This window comes from Undibacterium sp. FW305-107 (assembly GCF_058788535.1).
Map to the genome: position 1 here is coordinate 122,711 of NZ_JBYTAV010000012.1, position 15,425 is coordinate 138,135.

16 protein-coding genes are annotated in these 15,425 nt (G+C 49.9%); 15 read left to right on the top strand and 1 reads right to left on the bottom strand.

What is annotated here, in order from left to right; translation table 11 throughout:
- Window positions 1-69 precede the first annotated feature (69 nt).
- A complete protein-coding gene (locus AC3WQT_RS24410; protein WP_492707920.1) occupies window positions 70-879 on the top strand; it encodes an AraC family transcriptional regulator in 810 nt (269 codons plus the stop codon).
- On the opposite strand, the gene AC3WQT_RS24415 is transcribed toward AC3WQT_RS24410, so the two are convergent.
- Window positions 870-4,379: a CHASE domain-containing protein gene (locus AC3WQT_RS24415; protein ID WP_492707921.1), complete on the bottom strand. Its 3,510-nt coding sequence runs from the start codon at window positions 4,377-4,379 to the stop codon at window positions 870-872. The genes AC3WQT_RS24410 and AC3WQT_RS24415 overlap by 10 nt on opposite strands.
- A gap of 1,098 nt (window positions 4,380-5,477) precedes the next feature.
- On the opposite strand from AC3WQT_RS24415, the gene AC3WQT_RS24420 reads away from it, so the two are divergent.
- The 14 genes from AC3WQT_RS24420 (at window position 5,478) to AC3WQT_RS24485 (ending at window position 15,420) form a co-directional block, all read left to right on the top strand.
- The gene (locus tag AC3WQT_RS24420; RefSeq protein WP_492707923.1) at window positions 5,478-5,798 is read left to right on the top strand and encodes a hypothetical protein; all 321 of its coding nucleotides are present in this window, start codon (window positions 5,478-5,480) and stop codon (window positions 5,796-5,798) included.
- A complete protein-coding gene (locus AC3WQT_RS24425) occupies window positions 5,788-7,035 on the top strand; it encodes a PBSX family phage terminase large subunit (protein WP_492707924.1) in 1,248 nt (415 codons plus the stop codon). The genes AC3WQT_RS24420 and AC3WQT_RS24425 overlap by 11 nt, the downstream gene beginning before the upstream one ends.
- Window positions 7,036-7,043: 8 nt before the next feature.
- Window positions 7,044-9,419, top strand: coding sequence for a portal protein (locus AC3WQT_RS24430; protein WP_492707925.1), 2,376 nt, complete (start codon window positions 7,044-7,046; stop codon window positions 9,417-9,419).
- Window positions 9,406-9,687 carry a hypothetical protein gene (locus tag AC3WQT_RS24435; RefSeq protein WP_492707927.1) on the top strand — a complete coding sequence of 94 codons (282 nt, stop codon included), beginning with the start codon at window positions 9,406-9,408 and terminating at the stop codon, window positions 9,685-9,687. Before AC3WQT_RS24430 ends, AC3WQT_RS24435 begins: the two co-directional genes overlap by 14 nt.
- The gene (locus AC3WQT_RS24440) at window positions 9,684-9,845 is read left to right on the top strand and encodes a hypothetical protein (protein ID WP_492707928.1); all 162 of its coding nucleotides are present in this window, start codon (window positions 9,684-9,686) and stop codon (window positions 9,843-9,845) included. Before AC3WQT_RS24435 ends, AC3WQT_RS24440 begins: the two co-directional genes overlap by 4 nt.
- A gap of 113 nt (window positions 9,846-9,958) precedes the next feature.
- Window positions 9,959-10,939 carry a hypothetical protein gene (locus AC3WQT_RS24445; RefSeq protein ID WP_492707930.1) on the top strand — a complete coding sequence of 327 codons (981 nt, stop codon included), beginning with the start codon at window positions 9,959-9,961 and terminating at the stop codon, window positions 10,937-10,939.
- Between the two features lie 24 nt (window positions 10,940-10,963).
- Window positions 10,964-11,887 (top strand): DUF5309 domain-containing protein, encoded by a 924-nt coding sequence (locus AC3WQT_RS24450; protein WP_110256865.1) that lies wholly within the window; start codon window positions 10,964-10,966, stop codon window positions 11,885-11,887.
- A gap of 115 nt (window positions 11,888-12,002) precedes the next feature.
- Window positions 12,003-12,308 (top strand): hypothetical protein, encoded by a 306-nt coding sequence (locus AC3WQT_RS24455; RefSeq protein ID WP_492707932.1) that lies wholly within the window; start codon window positions 12,003-12,005, stop codon window positions 12,306-12,308.
- Window positions 12,308-12,592, top strand: a complete 285-nt coding sequence (locus tag AC3WQT_RS24460) for a hypothetical protein (protein ID WP_492707934.1) — start codon at window positions 12,308-12,310, stop codon at window positions 12,590-12,592. The genes AC3WQT_RS24455 and AC3WQT_RS24460 overlap by 1 nt, the downstream gene beginning before the upstream one ends.
- Window positions 12,589-13,197 (top strand): phage adaptor protein, encoded by a 609-nt coding sequence (locus AC3WQT_RS24465; RefSeq protein ID WP_492707936.1) that lies wholly within the window; start codon window positions 12,589-12,591, stop codon window positions 13,195-13,197. The genes AC3WQT_RS24460 and AC3WQT_RS24465 overlap by 4 nt, the downstream gene beginning before the upstream one ends.
- Window positions 13,197-13,976 carry a hypothetical protein gene (locus AC3WQT_RS24470; RefSeq protein ID WP_492707938.1) on the top strand — a complete coding sequence of 260 codons (780 nt, stop codon included), beginning with the start codon at window positions 13,197-13,199 and terminating at the stop codon, window positions 13,974-13,976. Before AC3WQT_RS24465 ends, AC3WQT_RS24470 begins: the two co-directional genes overlap by 1 nt.
- A 9-nt stretch (window positions 13,977-13,985) precedes the next feature.
- On the top strand, window positions 13,986-14,405 hold the full coding sequence (locus AC3WQT_RS24475) for a hypothetical protein (protein ID WP_492707939.1): 420 nt from the start codon (window positions 13,986-13,988) through the stop codon (window positions 14,403-14,405).
- A 38-nt stretch (window positions 14,406-14,443) separates the two neighbouring features.
- Window positions 14,444-15,280, top strand: a complete 837-nt coding sequence (locus AC3WQT_RS24480) for a hypothetical protein (RefSeq protein ID WP_492707940.1) — start codon at window positions 14,444-14,446, stop codon at window positions 15,278-15,280.
- 2 nt (window positions 15,281-15,282) lie between these two features.
- A complete protein-coding gene (locus AC3WQT_RS24485) occupies window positions 15,283-15,420 on the top strand; it encodes a hypothetical protein (RefSeq protein WP_492707942.1) in 138 nt (45 codons plus the stop codon).
- Window positions 15,421-15,425: the final 5 nt, after the last annotated feature.

Sequence of the window (15,425 nt, forward strand, 5' to 3'; positions counted from 1 at the left end):
AGCCAATTATTGGACAAAAGTGCGGATGCCTGATAACGTTGTTTTGACTATATATACTGAATTCTTGCCGTGAAATTACAATCAGCACCTGACTATAGCGACTGGCATAATGGCCCGACCCTGATTGCCCTGCGTAGCGATAAGGGGGACGAGGCTGATGCTGATCATCAGTTTTTGTTGGGCACGCGGGAATATGACTGGCATAGCCATGCGCGTGGCCAGGTATTCTGTGTCGAGAGTGGCCTTGTACATGTGCGTACCGCACATGGCTCATGGCTGTTACCACCGCATCGTGCTGGCTGGATACCGCCGGGGCAAGCGCATAGTGTCAGTATCAGCGGGGCCATGAGCGGCTGGAGTGTCTTGATTGCTTCTGCCGCAAGTGTGGATTTGCCGGCACAGCCTTGTGTCGTCAGCATCAATGAGCTGATGCGTGCGCTGGTGGTACGCGCCGCCAGTTGGTCTGCCTTGGAAGAATTAAGTAATGAACAGAAGGCAGTGATGACAGTGTTGCTGGATGAATTGCGTCAGGCTCCGTGTGAGGCTTTGCATTTGCCCATGCCTGCCAGCCACCGTTTGCGCGGAGTGAGCGCAGCCATTCTCGCGCAACCGGGTGCCAATCTAAGCTTGCCTGAACTAGCTAGTCTGGCTTGCATGTCTGTGCGTACACTGAGCCGTCTATTCCTGGCAGAAACTGGCATGAGCATAGGACAGTGGCGTCAGCAGGCTCAGCTCTTGCACGCGCTGGAGCGTCTTGCTGCTGGCGATGCAGTCGCCACAGTTGCCGATGCCTTGGGCTATGCGACACCGAGCAATTTTATTGCAATGTTCAAGCGTTATCTGGGGCAGCCGCCAGGGCGATATTTTAGTCAGGCTTGATTTTCTTTTTGTTGACTCGTAGCTTCAATATCTACAGGCAGGGTAAAGAAGAATTCACTGCCCTGGCCGATGACGCTGGTGAAACCAATTTGTCCGCCATGATGCTCTATGATGGCCTTGGAAATACTCAGGCCCAGGCCAGTGCCGCTTTTCTTATGGAAGTCGGAAGAAATCGCCTGGGCAAATTTCTGGAAGATGCGCTCACGGAATTCCTCCGCAATGCCTATGCCCTGGTCGATGATGGCGACGCGTAATTGTCCTGGCTGGGATGTTAATAGTACATCGACGCTGGCGCCTTGAGGTGAGAATTTGGCGGCATTCGAGAGTAGGTTAATGAGGACCTGGGTGATGCGGTCGGTGTCTATCCTGACAATGTCATCCTCAACTTCTGTCTGCAGCCTGAGACTGACCTGGTGCTGCTCTGCATAGGCGGCAGTAGCGGCGATGGCCTGTTCCAACACGGGAATCAAATGTACGTGGGCGAGATTGAATTCCATCTTGCCTGATTCTATTTTTTCTACGTCGAGGATGTCATTGATCATCCTGACCAGGCGCTGGCAGTTCTTGGTGGCGATGTCGAGGATTTTTTCCGCGCTGTCGGGCATTTTTCCTAATGCGCCACCCATGAGCAAGCCAAGTGCACCGCGTATGGATGTCAGTGGGGTGCGCAATTCATGCGAAACAGTGGAGATGAATTCGTTTTTCATGACTTCGACTTTTTTGCGCTCAGTGATGTCGTAGGCAATATTAAGGAAGCCGGAAATTTCTCCAGTGTTGTCTTTCAAGGCCGTGACTGAGAGCATGACGGGAAGGCGGCTGCCGTCTTTGCGCCTGTATGTCCATTCGCTTTCATCCGCCATGCCATGCAGGGCACGCAAGGCAAAGACAGCAAATCCGGCGGTTACCGTGGTATCAAATTCAAGACTGAGTTTTGCCGCCCGGATGGCCAGTTCTTCGGCAGCATGCAAGCAGACTGGGGTTTGCAGGCCTATCATTTCTGCCGCGCTATAGCCGAGCATGAGTTCTGCACCTTTGCTCCAGACCTGTATCAAGCCTGTAGTATCGGTAGCGATGATGGAAAAATTAGCGCTATGGAGTATGGCATTTTGCAAGGCTGTGGTGGCAGCCAGTTGCGCATTCAGGGCGAGGATGGCCTCTTCGGATTTTTTGCGTTGGCTGATGTCGGTGCCAACGGTGCAGACACCATAAATTTCACCCGATTCATTGCGCAAGGGGGTGAGCATGAGGATGTGGGTGGTGTTGATGCCGCCTGCAGTCACGGCGACCTCGGTGCGGTGTATAGTCCCGTTTCGTATCACTTCATCGGACATGCGCATGTATTGTTCTGCCTTGTCCCTTGAGAAAAGATAGTACACGCTGGTGCCAACCAGACTGGGAATATTGGCGGGTTTGAAGAGCCTGTCATATTCCTTGTTGGCGTAGAGATAGTTGCCATTTTTGTCGCGCAGGCAGACTGCCGATGCTGTGCTGTCCATGACGGCTTGCAGCAGCATGAGGTTTTCATACTGGGCAACTTCATCACGTTTGCGCTGGGTGATGTCAGTGCCGACACCGCAGGCGCCGAAGACTTCACCATCGGCATTAATGAGCGGTGATCGTACAACGAGGTACGTATGCATGCCATCTTTTTGCTGCACCATGGCTTCGGTGCGCAATGCTGTCTTGGTGGTGATGACGGTTTGCTCTGCGCTGCGGTATTTTCTGGCCAACTCGTACGGAAAAACGTCTTCGATGGTTTTACCTATTAATTGCTCGCGCTTCATCTGGAAGAGGTTTTCATATTGCTTGTTGATGTAGAGATAGCGTCCCTCAAGGTCACGTACATGGATATAGGACTCTGTGCCTTCCATGACGGTTTGCAGCAGCAGGCCACTGCGTATCAGTTCTTCTTTGCTGGCTTGTAATTCCAGTGTGCGTTGCCTGACTTTGTGTTCGATATGAAAAGCATTGCCGCTGACGACCAGCAAATACACGCTGATGAGACTGGTAAAGAATAAGCCGCCTATCAGAGTGGCCCAGGCTGACCAGGAATGATGCAGTTGCCAATAGGCGGGCGAGGGTTGGGCAGTGAATTCAAATTCATGGTCGCCAAACAGGATGACGCTGCGGAAACCCATTGTTGTCTTTTGCTTGTCCAGAGTATCGTAGACATCGGCCTTGTCGGCGGCACTATTGAGATCACGCAGGCGAAACAAGACCTGGGCCCGTATATCTTCGGTAAATACATGCCTGATCAGGTCGTCTACTTGTAATACGCTGAGCACGACACCGCGAAAAGCGGTGCGTCTTTCTTCCATTGTAGATATGGGGCTATGGCGCGCATACACGGGCGCAAAAATCAGGCTGCCTGTGACTTTTTTTGCCCTGTCTGTACTGACGATACTCAAGGGGGAGCTGGTGCTCAGATGGCCTGTGTCACGCGCTCTTTCTATGGCAACTCTTCTGCCCGGCTCAGAGAATAGATCAAAACCCAGGGCGGGCCGGTTAGCCAGGTATGGTTCAACAAATTCTACAGGCAGATAAAACTCACGTGCTGTTGCGGAGCTGAAAATTTTGTTATCTACGTATTGTTTGATGGAGAAAGAGGCATGACCTTCTTTTCTTAACCGGGCTTCAAAGTCCGCTCTGTCGCTATGCAAGACCAAGGGGGCCCAGTCGACAGCAATGATGGTACTTTCTCTTTGCAGGGTAGAGCTGACAAAGCTTTGGAAATCTGCTCGAGACACATGGTCTGTGCTGGCGAAGAAGCGCTCCAGATTGCGCAGTAGTTCACTCTGGAAATCGAATCTCTGCTGCATGGCTTGTACCATGCGGCTGGCTTCGGTTTCGAATTCCTGTTTTTGCCGGTCCAGCTCAGATTCGCGAACATAGAGGAAGACGGAAACAACAACAGATAATGTCAGTAGTAAAGGCATGCCTACATTGAGGCGACGGGATTTCCAGATAGTACGCGGATGGCCTATCAATATCATGACCAGCGGCGCGACAATGAGGACGCCGAGGATGTCACCTATCCACCATGTGAGCCAGTTACCAAACATGTCAACTGCTGGTAGCAAACCCAGAGTGAACAGGGAAAAGATGCCGACACTGGCATTGACCAGACAGCCAACCGGACCTGCCAGCAGCAGGAAGAGGGCAACATGACGTTCATCATCCAGCGCCGCAGGATAACCGACAAAGCGTTTTAGCAGGTAGGTGCTGCTCATGGCCTGTAACATGGCACCGCTGGCAACCAGCAGCGCAAGACAGATATTTGTTGCCGTCAATTGCCCCTGGCTCTCCCAACCTATCCATAGATTGAAAATACATGAACCCAGGGCCACACCAGGCAATAGACGATAACCGCCAGTTAATACGGTGGTGACAGCAATGCCAGCCGGTGGAAAGACGGCAATGGCGTAACCGGGAGGAATCGCCAGCAGCAAGGCTATACGTCCCAGTAATATGTAGACGAAGGCAAGTAGCAGATTCCTCATTACCACGGATGAGAAATTGTTCAAGGACGATGCGGGCAAAATACCGTACTCCCCATGGCGAACACCTCATAGCGAAAAATTTGCTTTGAATAATTATATGACTGAAAGCAAGCCATTGTGATTTTATTCATCTTGCGAGATTTGTGTTTTTATTTATGTGTTCGTTAGCGCTGGTTTTACGATGTTTTTCTTTGAGGTATTTAAAGTGAAATATGTGCTTAAGAAAAATTTGTACTGATTAAATAATCAGTGTATAGTGTTGTTCAGGGCGAGTTGCGCCCTGTTGCTATACTGTAGTATCCCTCAGATAAAACCACGAACCCTGCTTTCAAAGAAGCGGGGTTTTTGGTTTTTAAGTCTTTGTTTTTATTGATTATTTAATTTTTATCAGCGCGTGTAATGGGCTGAATTCAGATATTGTTTTCTTGCTGCGCTTGCGTACTTTAATTTAATAAGAAAAATTTGCACTGATTAAATAATCAGTATATAGTGTTGTTCAGGGCGAGCTGCGTCCTGTTGCCATACTGTTGTATCCCTCAGATAAAAAACCACGAACCCTGCTTTGTAAAAAGTGGGGTTCGTGGTTTTGAGCTGCAGGATTTTTCTTAAGCTTTTGAGTTGTTTTCAGGGGATTTTCCTGTTGGTGCCGAGTTTAAGAAAAATTTGCACTGATTATATAATCAGTATATAGTTCTGTTCAGGGCGATTTGCGTCCTGAAGAATTTGATTTGTTAGATTTGATCTGGCCCCGCTACTGTAAAGCAGCGGGGCTTTTTGTTTTCTGCGCTTTGTTCACAAGTCTTGTTGACGGACCTTGTCGATGAATGCAGAAAATTGAAAGAATCGCGCCACACGATTTGTTCGTGCTGGCGCTCAGGCTTTTACCTGTTTGTGATTGTAAGCGTATCACCCTATCACATAGTGCTGACCATACTGAACGCGAAGCAGCAGACAGGTAAATCTTTTTGGGCGTTGACGGGAATCATGGGAATGTGCGCCTGCAAGTGCAGTCCTTGCAGTTGCGCTGCCCGTGATTCCCGGGCGGGCCAATGCTGATCAACCTGGAGCAGGACAAGCCGCAAGGCATCCTGAAAATAAATGAGTGAAAGCAAAATTGTGAAGGTTGCTGGTGTATCTGAGATGGTGACCAAGCCTGCTGCCAAGACGCGCGGAAGACCAAAGAAAGCAGTCAGTCAATCTACATTGACTGTCAGGGATGCGATTGCCAAAGCGGGGGAAGAACTGGGTGGTGCCTTGCGTCTGGCGCAATGGGCAAGGGAAGACCCAACCAATGAAAAAGCCTTCTGGACGGTGTTATATCTGAAGATTTTGCCTCTGCAAGTTAATGGGGCTGGAGAAAACGGCGAACATCTGATTAGTGATATCGCCATCAAACTGGTCAAGCCCAATGCAGATTGAATGTGAGTTTCCTGAAAAGCTGGAATTTTTATTCCAGCCAGCGCGTTACAAGGTCGCGCGTGGTGGCCGTGGCAGTGGCAAGTCCTGGGGCTTTGCCCGCGCCTTGTTGCTGCTGGGTGTGCAGAAAGTGGAGAGAATCTTATGTGCACGCGAATTGCAAAAGTCGATCAAGCAATCTGTACATCAGTTGCTGCGTGATCAGATTGCAGCTTTGGGACTAAGTCATTTCTATCAGGTGTATGAATCAGAAATTCGCGGCATGAATGGCACGCGTATTTATTTCAGCGGTTTGTCTGATCAGACTGCTGACAGCATCAAGTCTTTTGAAGGTTGCACCAAGGTGTGGATAGAAGAAGGCCAGAGTGTGTCAGATAGATCATGGAGTATTTTGATACCGACGATACGCACGGCAGGTTCAGAAATCTGGGTGACTTATAACCCGGAGCTGGAAACTGATCCTACCCATCAGCGTTTTGTTGCAAGGCCACCGCATGATTGTGTCTCGATTTTGATGAACTGGCGGGATAACCCGTGGTTCCCTGAGGTGCTGGAAAGAGAAAGACAAACCTGCATGCAGCGTGAACCTGAAGCTTATAAAAATATCTGGGATGGTGAATGCAAACCGGCAGTGAGTGGGGCGATTTATTACCACGAAGTTGCTGGCGCGCAGGGCAGGATTTGTCATGTACCGTATGACCCCATGCTGAAAGTGCATGTGGTGGTTGATTTGGGCTGGAATGATGCAATGGCGATCAGCCTGGTGCAAAGACAAAGTTCGGAATTGCGGGTGATTGAATATCTGGAAGACAGCCATCAGACGCTGGATTATTACTCGGCTTTGCTGAAGCAAAAGAATATGAATTGGGGAAAATTATTTTTACCTCATGATGGTCGCAACAAGGACTTCAAGACTGGCAAGAGCGCAGAAGAAATCATGACGGCCCTAGGTTGGGATGTGGCAATCACGCCGAGTATGAGTGTCGAAGATGGTATACGTCTGACGCGTATGACATTTGGACGCTTGTGGTTTGATGCGGACAAAACTGCGCGCCTGATTGAATGCGTAAAGCGTTATCGCCGCGTGATTAACCAAAGCACGAATGAAGCTGGTGCACCCTTGCATGATGAGTTCAGCCATGGTGCAGACAACCTGCGCTATATCTGCATCAATGCAGAGGCGATGTCGAATGAAGAATGGGGCGGCAAACTGACTTACCCTAAATTTACTTATGCATAGAGGATGGAATGGCTAAAGCTTTATCTCAAGACGAATTGAAAGCACTGGTGCAGACAGAAATGCGCCAGAGCCTGGGTTATTCATCTTCGCGTTTGTCGCAAGCCAGGCAAAAGGCTGAATATTATTATCTGGGCCTGGCGGTTGGTGATTTGTCACCGCCAGAAGTGGATGGTCGCTCGTCGGTAGTATCTACCGATGTGCGTGACACGATAGAGTCGATGCTGCCGCAATTGATGGTGACGTTTTGCGGTGGTGATTCGATTGTCGAGTTCGAACCGCAAAACCCGGACGATGAAGCCAGAGCCAAGGCTGCGACTGAGTATATCAATTACCTGTTCTTTAAAAAGAACAATGGTCACAAGATAGCTTATGTGTGGATGAAGGACGCTTTGCTACAAAAAAATGGCATCGTCAAGGTGTGGTGGGATACTCGCTTTGAAGAGGCGAAAGAAGAATACAAAGGTCTGAATCAGATAGAGTTGGCACAAATTCTGGATGACCCTGAAATTGAGGTGATAGCCCAGCAGACTTATCCGGATGAGGATGATGCCAAACAGCGTCAGCAGGCGGTTGAACAGATCAACCAGCAAATCAGTCAGCAAATGCAGCAGGCGATGCAGGCGCAACAAGCACCTCAAGCGAATACCCAGCAACCAGGCCAACCGCCTGGGCAGCCGAATATGCGGCCAGCAAACGCGCAAGCTAATCTAGCTGTGCAACAGCTGCAAGCTCAGCTACAGCAAATCCAGTCACAACCACCTGAAATGTTTTATGACATTACTTGCAAGCGGGTAAAGACGGGAGGCAAGATACAGATCGACAATGTACCGCCTGAAGAATTTCTGATTGCGCGCAATGCCAAGGATATACAGACGGCCAAGTTTGTTGGACACAGAGTGCAGCGGACAGTGTCTGAGCTGAAATCCATGGGTTACAAGAACGTTGACAATATCAGTGGCGAAGATCAGGGGCAGGCCTTGAATCTGGAGCGTATTGAGCGACTGAGCTGGAATGATGAAAATGCCTATTTGTCTGATGAAGTGATGACTGCCGATGACAGCCAGCGCAAGATCTGGATCACGGAAGCTTATGTGCGTTGTGATTTTGACGGTGATGGCATCAGTGAATTGCGCAAGGTGACGGTAGCTGGCAATGAGCTGCTTGATAATGAAGAGGTGGATTTCATCCCCTTTGTTGATATCACGCCTGTGCCATTGCCGCATACTTTTTTTGGTTTGTCGATTGCCGATCTGGCGATGGAAAGCCAGAAGACCAAGACCAGCATCTTGCGCAGCCAGCTTGATAATCTTTACCTGAATGTAAATGGCCGCTATTACGCCGTGGAAGGTCAGGTTAATCTGGATGATTTGCTGACTTCACGCCCTGGTGGTGTGGTGCGTATCAAACAACCTGGTGCGGTAGGCAGGCTGGATCAGGCGCAGGGCAATACAGGTGAAGCCATGGGTTTGCTGGATTATATACAGCAAGATCTGGAAAACAAGACAGGCTGGACACGCTATAGCCAGGGCAATGACTCTGATGGTCTGAATCAGACTGCGCAGGGCATGAATATCATCACCAACAAGGCAGACATGCGTCTGGACTTGATCTCGCGCAATTTTGCTGAGGGCTTCACTGAATTGTTCAAGCTGGTGTTGAAACTGATATGCCAGCATCAGGATAAGAAAGCACAAGTCAGGTTATCAAATGGCTGGGTGGATATTGATCCGCGTGAGTGGCGTAACCAGTTTGACGTGAGTATCAATGTTGGCATAGGTTTGGGTAATAAAGACCAGAAAGTGAATCATCTGATGGCTTTGCTGGCGCAGCAGGAAAAGGTTTTCCCGTTGGGAATAGCGAATCCGCAAGGGATTTATCAATCCAACTCTGAACTGGCACGTCTGCTGGGCTTTAAGAATGGCGACAAGTTTTTTAGCGACCCGGCCAAAAATCCACCAGCGCCACCACCGCCGCCTGATCCTGCACAAATGCAGATGCAGGCTGAGCAGCAAAAGACGCAGATGCAAATGCAGGCGAGTAAAGAAAAGCACATGATGGACATGCAAATGCGCGAACGTGAATTGCAGCAGGAAGCCATGCTGCGTGAACGTGAACTGCAACTGGAAGCACAAAAGCAGCAGGCGCAGTCGCAAAATGATATGCAGGAACGTCAGCATAAAGCGCAACTGGATGCGCAGCTTGCCCAGCAACGCATGGAGTTTGAACGTTGGAAAGCGCAGCTGGAGGCGGAAACCAGGATGATGGTTGCCCGTATTGCGGCAGAGGCGAAGATGCAGCCACAAGCTCAACTGGATGCTTGTATGAACGGTTTAGCTGCAGGGGGGACCGATGGATTGACAGGAGTGAACGATGAGCACATTTGAACAACGCGTGCATGCTGCCAGCCGCGCCAGGGAAGTACTGGAGAATGAAGTCTATCAGCAGGCATTTGCTGATATAGAAAACGAGGTCACAGAAAAATGGAAAAACTCACCAGCACGCGACGCCGAGGGGCGGGAAAAACTCTGGATGTATCTGGCCATGCTGAAGAAACTCAAAAACCAGCTCGATACAACGCTGGAAACCGGCAAGCTGGCGCAACTGGAAGTGGAGCACAAGCAAGGTCTGATGCATCGTTTGAAGAATTGGTGACGGCGGTACAGGATTTCAAGGGCTGGAAGGATTCGGTTGCTATGGCCTTTCATCCGCATCCGACGGTGGCGATGATACAAACAGCCAAGGGCTGGGTCAGAGTGGAATGTGGTGAAGCTGCTTATCAGCTTAATAGTGGTGAAATAGTAAAAGTCTAGTGGTCGTCCGGCACACTGGATGGCCGCAGTAGCGGTTTCTCTGCTGGATAAATCTTAACGCCGCGAGGCGCCGGGAATGGGTGGAAGTCCCATTCATTGATTGGAGATGGAATATGGATAATCAGGTAACTGAACCCACAAGTAGTGCTTTGAATGTAGATGGTGCAGCGCAGGCCATGGGCGCTTTTCTTGAACCGCAGGCACATGAAAAAAGTGCCCAGGCTCTGGAGAGGGAAGTGCTGGATGATTTGAGTGGCCGGAGAGACAGGAATGATACTTTGTCTGCCGAACCCTCCGTTGAGGACGCAGAGCCGGACTTGTATGCCGGAGATGATGAGGCTGTCACCATTGTAGTAGATGGCAAGACCGTCAATTTGTCGAAGGCAGAACTGGCAGATGCCTATAAAAATGGCTTGCGTCAATCCGATTACACCAGAAAGACCATGGAAGTGGCTGAACAGCGCAAGGCTGCCGAAGCTCAAATTCATAGAGCCACCCAGGAGCGCCAGGAATATGCCAGCAATCTGCAAAAGATGGCGGCGCAAATCGAAGGCGCCTTGAACCAGCAACAGCAGATAGACTGGGAACATCTGCTGGACAATAACCCCGCTGAATATCTGAAACAGCAGCACCTCTATCAAAGGAGACAAGCTGCTTATCAGAAAAATATTCAGCAACAACAGCACCTGGTGCATATTGCCCAGGCAGAGCAGGCACACCATCTGGAGTCTGTGCTCCATACGCAGCAGGAAGAACTTCTTGCCAAGCTACCGGACTGGAAAGACAGCAGAAAGGCTGAGGCCGAAAGTAATGCCATTCGCCGATATTTACTGGAGCAAGGTTTTGAACATCAGCTGGTAGACAGCATTGCTGACCACAAGGCAGTTTTGCTGGGACGCAAAGCCATGCTGTACGACGCCATGATGTCCAAAGCCAATGCGGCAGCCAAACGTGTGACGAGCATCCCGCAAAAGGTAGTCAGACCGGGTGTGGGCGAATCACCCGGCGGTGATGGTCGTCAGGCTGCCATGCAGCGTCTTGCCAAATCTGGCAGAGTTGAAGACGCAGCATCCCTTTTTGCAAAATTTATTTAAGGTCGCGAGACCCCGGAGAAATCTATGACAGCACCAAGCAATACCTATGTAACGACCAGCGCAATCGGCAATAAGGAAGATCTCAGCGATATCATTTATCGCATTTCGCCCACTACTACGCCTTTGATGAACATGGCGGCCAAGGCCAAGGCCAGCAATACTTTGCATGAATGGCAAACGCAGGACCTGGCCAGCGCAGTCACTACCAATGCGCAAGCTGAGGGTGACAATGCTACGGCCAAGAGCGTGACGCCGACTGTGCGTTTGAGCAACCGCACCCAGATCGCATCAAAGACCGTCATCGTCTCTGGTACCCAGCAAGCGATGAACCCGGCAGGCCGTAAGGATGAACTGGCTTACCAGTTGTCCATGGCCTCGCTGGAATTGAAACGTGATATGGAGTCGGCCCTGTGTCAACTCGATGTTGCTGCAACTTCACCGCGCCAGGCACGTGGCCTGGTCGGTTGGGTGGTTGATAACGTCGATAATAATGCCGGTACTTTGGCATCTTATACCGGCAATACTGGCCGCACTGTCGGTACACCGCGCGCTTTTACTGAAGCACAGTTGAAGAACGTCTTGCAGAAATGCTATAGCGCTGGTGGTGAGCCCGATACCATCATGGTTGGCCCTGCGCAGAAACAGACTTTCTCTACATTTTCTGGTAATGCTACACGTTTCGATAAATCGGAAGATGCCAAGCTATATGCGGCGATTGACGTGTACGTATCCGACTTTGGTTCCTTGAAGGTAGTACCGAACCGCTTCCAGGCAGCACGTGATGTGTTTGTCTTGCAGGCCGACAAACTGGCATTGGCTTACCTGCGCCCGTTCAGCACTATCGAACTGGCGACGACCGGTGATGCAGTACAGCGCGAACTGGTGGTGGAATACACGCTGGAATGCCGCGCACCAAAGGCGCACGGTGCGATTTACGACGTCTTGTAATTCTTGACGTTCGAGTATGCCGTCATTTTTTTTTGATAGCGGCATAAAAAAGCTGGCGGGTGCAAGCCCCGCTTTTTTCAATTGAATTAAAACGCTGTGAAGCGCAGGAGGTTTTATGAATGGTGGATATATCACCGTTTCGAGTCAGACCACCGGAGTGGCAATCGCTACTTCGGGTACGTCTGCATCTGCAACTATTCCAACAATGTCCAGTGGTGAATTGCCGCGTTTTATCCGTGTCGCTGCGACCGCGCCCGCTTGCGTGCGCCTTGGCAAATCATCAGCGACCGCCTTGAGCACGGATTTGCAAGTACAGCCGGGTGATGCAGTCATCCTGAGTGTGAATGGCAATGACAGGATCGCTGCAATACAGGTGGCTACTGCAGGAGTTGTGCAGGTTTCTCCGCTGGAGAACATGTAATGACAGTCACGACCAATATCCATGTCGAAGGTGGTGATGTCACGTTTGAGCGCGTACAGGATTGCACGGCCATTGCTGAACATACCCAGGCTTTGCATAAAGAAGGAAAGCATGGTTCGAGTGACATGCGACATGCGGCATCTTTCCCCATGGTGATCGTGGAAAAATATCTGAATGACAAAGGCATCAGTTTCCAGGAATTCATGGCGGAAGCGGTGCATGTAAAGAGCATGCTGGCAGACCCGGCATTATCTGCCTTTCGTGTATGGGGAGGCCGGGTATGAGCGCCATCACTGATTATGCAAGTTTGCAAAACGCAGTAAGTAGCTGGTTACATCGTACTGATCTGATGCCGTTTATTGCTGACTTCATTGCTTTAGCAGAAGCCAAAATGTCGTCAGACATCGTGGCTCGGCCCATGGATATACGCAGCAATTTACAGACAATAGCTGGTAATGCCTATGTGAACTTGCCGCTTGATATGTTGGAAATGAGACGGCTGATCTTGCGTAGCGACCCGGTAACAGTATTGCGTTATGCCTCACCAGATCAACTCAGTGCTGATCATGCAGGTGCAGCGACTGGCAAGCCAGTGGCATTTTCTGTCATTGGCCAGCAACTGCAATTGGCGCCGGTACCAGATGCAGCTTATCAACTGGAATTGACTTATCAGCAGCGCATACCAGCTTTGTCGACCATCAATACGACTAACTGGTTGCTGGCGGCTTTTCCCAACGTGTATCTGTACGCTGCTTTATGTGCAGCGCAGCCTTTCATCATGAATGATGCGCGTATTCCTACCTTTGAGAAACTGTATCTGCAAAGTGTGGATGCCATCAATTCCATAGACTGGTATTCAGGTTCAACCATGCAAGTGAGGGCTAAATAATGGCATTGGAAACTGCAAACTATATCAATGATCTGACGATCACAAATCCAACAGCATCTGACCCTAAATCCCAGGGAGATGATCATATCCGGATGCTGAAAACGGTATTGAAGGAATGCTTTGCCGGTTTTACCGGTGCGGTGATTATTACTGCTGCAGAAACAGGTACGGCTGCGGCGCATGTCTTGAATCCGGCTACTGCCTTGCTGACTTATACGACAGGGCTGTTGCTGTTGTACCGGCCAGTCAATGCGGGTACAGGTGCTTTGACAGTGAATGTTTCTGGTCTCGGCGCGAAACCGGTCAAGACTTTGCTGAGTGCGGATCCTACGGCGGGTGACATTGTCGCCAACCAGCCATTACTGTTGATGTATGACGGCACAAATTTCGTCATTGTTGCTGGATCGGAGACTTTGCTGAGGACTGGGAATCAGACTTTGACGGGGAACTTGACTTTGACCGGTAATCAAACCGTAAGTGGTTCTTTGGACGTGGGCGGAGCATTGACTGGTACAAGTATGAATGCCAAAGCGAATAAAACTGGTGAAAGTTACGCCGGTACACACGACTTTTCAGCTGCAGTGCTTAACGTCGCAACACCAGTTTCTGCAACTCACGCAGTGAGCAAAGTGTACGCAGATGGATTGGTGTTTTCTGCAGTTTTACCTGGACAGAGTGTTGCGACAACGGGTCAGACTATTTTGAGTGATGGCAGTACTGCTTTTTGGGGGGATGCAGGCTCGGTGGGTAGTGATCTGTATTTATACAATAATTTTTAAGGAAATCGTATGGCAGCGAATCAAAAACCTATATTTCCCTTGACACCAAAATTTCCGGGGACAATGCCGCCAGTAATTACTGCGGCCAATACCGCCAAAGATGGCACTGGTACGGTGACACAAATTTCTGCGCCAGCGGGTGTCAATGGGGCATTCGTTGAAAGCGTAGAAGCACTTCCAATTGGTACGAATACTGCGTCAGTTTTACGTGTATTTTTGAATAATGGTGCATCTACATCCGTAGCTATAAACAACATATTGTGGGAAGAGGTAAATTTACCAGCCACAACCTTGACAGAGATCGCAGCCCAGACAAAGGTTGTGATTCCTATTAATCGTGCTATTCCTGCTGGGTACACACTGTATGTCACGATTGGGACATCGGTAGCTGCTGGCTGGCGTGTGCGCGTACATACTGGAGACTATTAATCATGTCATCAGGTTTTCCAGGAATTCCAGGGGCACCAATGCGCTCGCCAAATTACCAAGTATTCAAAACATCTGGAAATTTCATTGTACCTCAGGCGCAGAATTTTATTGTCGATGTATTTGGCGGTGGCGGTAGTGGCAGCGGTGGCTACACAGCAAGTTCTGCTGCAGCCTCAAGTGGCGGAGGGGGAGGTGCAAGGAACAGACAGTTTTTCAATACTGTGACACTCAAGCCAGGAAGAAATATTCCTATCTTGGTTGGTGCCGGCGGAGCTGCAGTGACATCACCGGGCAATTTTATAGCGGGAAATGCAGGTGGAAAATCTTCATTTGGTAATTCAATATTGGGATTTTTAATTGAGGCTTATGGTGGTGCCGGTGGTGGTGGGAGTGGTGCTGGTGGTGGCGGAATAATGAGCGCAGGCTCTGGTAGCAGTGGAGGGAATCCCACAATAGGTGGTACTGGATTATCTGGCGGTGTAAATGCAAATGCATCCTCAGACTATGGTGGAGCAAATGGGATGTCGTCTGGCTCAACAATACCAGGTAATGCTGTATGGGGCGGCGGCGGTGCTGGTGCCTCGAATCAAGGCGGTGGCAGTATCTTCTCTGCAGGTGGTGGTGGTGGCTACCAACAAAATGGCGGAGCATCAGGACAGTATGCAACTGGTGATTCTTGGTCTTTTCCGGCAACAAACGGTATTTTGCACGCATTACAAGGCGGTGGTGGTTGGGGTGGGAGGGGCGCAAGTTCGCCTGGGGCAAACGGTGTAGATGGTGGGCTTCCAGGAGGTGGTGGCGGTGGAGTCGATGGAACTGCTGGTGCTGTTACTGGAAGAGGTGGCGATGGCCTTGTTGTCATTTACTGGTGGTAAATATGAAAAGTGCAGAAATTAAAAATGACATCGTAGTAAATATCGTTTTAGGTAAGGTACCAGGATATATTCCTTGTGATGATACTGTATCCATAGGTGACTACTGGGATGGTCAGGTTTTTACTAAACCGAAAGACTGAGGTTT

Excerpts from the sequence above, each read along its gene's own strand:
- AC3WQT_RS24480 (WP_492707940.1), top strand. The coding sequence starts at position 14,444 with ATGCGCTCGCCAAATTACCAAGTATTCAAAACATCTGGAAATTTCATT.
- AC3WQT_RS24470 (WP_492707938.1), top strand. The coding sequence starts at position 13,197 with ATGGCATTGGAAACTGCAAACTATATCAATGATCTGACGATCACAAAT.
- AC3WQT_RS24455 (WP_492707932.1), top strand. The coding sequence starts at position 12,003 with ATGAATGGTGGATATATCACCGTTTCGAGTCAGACCACCGGAGTGGCA.
- AC3WQT_RS24425 (WP_492707924.1), top strand. The coding sequence starts at position 5,788 with ATGCAGATTGAATGTGAGTTTCCTGAAAAGCTGGAATTTTTATTCCAG.
- AC3WQT_RS24475 (WP_492707939.1), top strand. The coding sequence starts at position 13,986 with ATGGCAGCGAATCAAAAACCTATATTTCCCTTGACACCAAAATTTCCG.
- AC3WQT_RS24415 (WP_492707921.1), bottom strand. The coding sequence starts at position 4,379 with ATGAGGAATCTGCTACTTGCCTTCGTCTACATATTACTGGGACGTATA.
- AC3WQT_RS24450 (WP_110256865.1), top strand. The coding sequence starts at position 10,964 with ATGACAGCACCAAGCAATACCTATGTAACGACCAGCGCAATCGGCAAT.
- AC3WQT_RS24485 (WP_492707942.1), top strand. The coding sequence starts at position 15,283 with ATGAAAAGTGCAGAAATTAAAAATGACATCGTAGTAAATATCGTTTTA.
- AC3WQT_RS24430 (WP_492707925.1), top strand. The coding sequence starts at position 7,044 with ATGGCTAAAGCTTTATCTCAAGACGAATTGAAAGCACTGGTGCAGACA.
- AC3WQT_RS24445 (WP_492707930.1), top strand. The coding sequence starts at position 9,959 with ATGGATAATCAGGTAACTGAACCCACAAGTAGTGCTTTGAATGTAGAT.
- AC3WQT_RS24420 (WP_492707923.1), top strand. The coding sequence starts at position 5,478 with ATGAGTGAAAGCAAAATTGTGAAGGTTGCTGGTGTATCTGAGATGGTG.
- AC3WQT_RS24460 (WP_492707934.1), top strand. The coding sequence starts at position 12,308 with ATGACAGTCACGACCAATATCCATGTCGAAGGTGGTGATGTCACGTTT.
- AC3WQT_RS24435 (WP_492707927.1), top strand. The coding sequence starts at position 9,406 with ATGAGCACATTTGAACAACGCGTGCATGCTGCCAGCCGCGCCAGGGAA.
- AC3WQT_RS24465 (WP_492707936.1), top strand. The coding sequence starts at position 12,589 with ATGAGCGCCATCACTGATTATGCAAGTTTGCAAAACGCAGTAAGTAGC.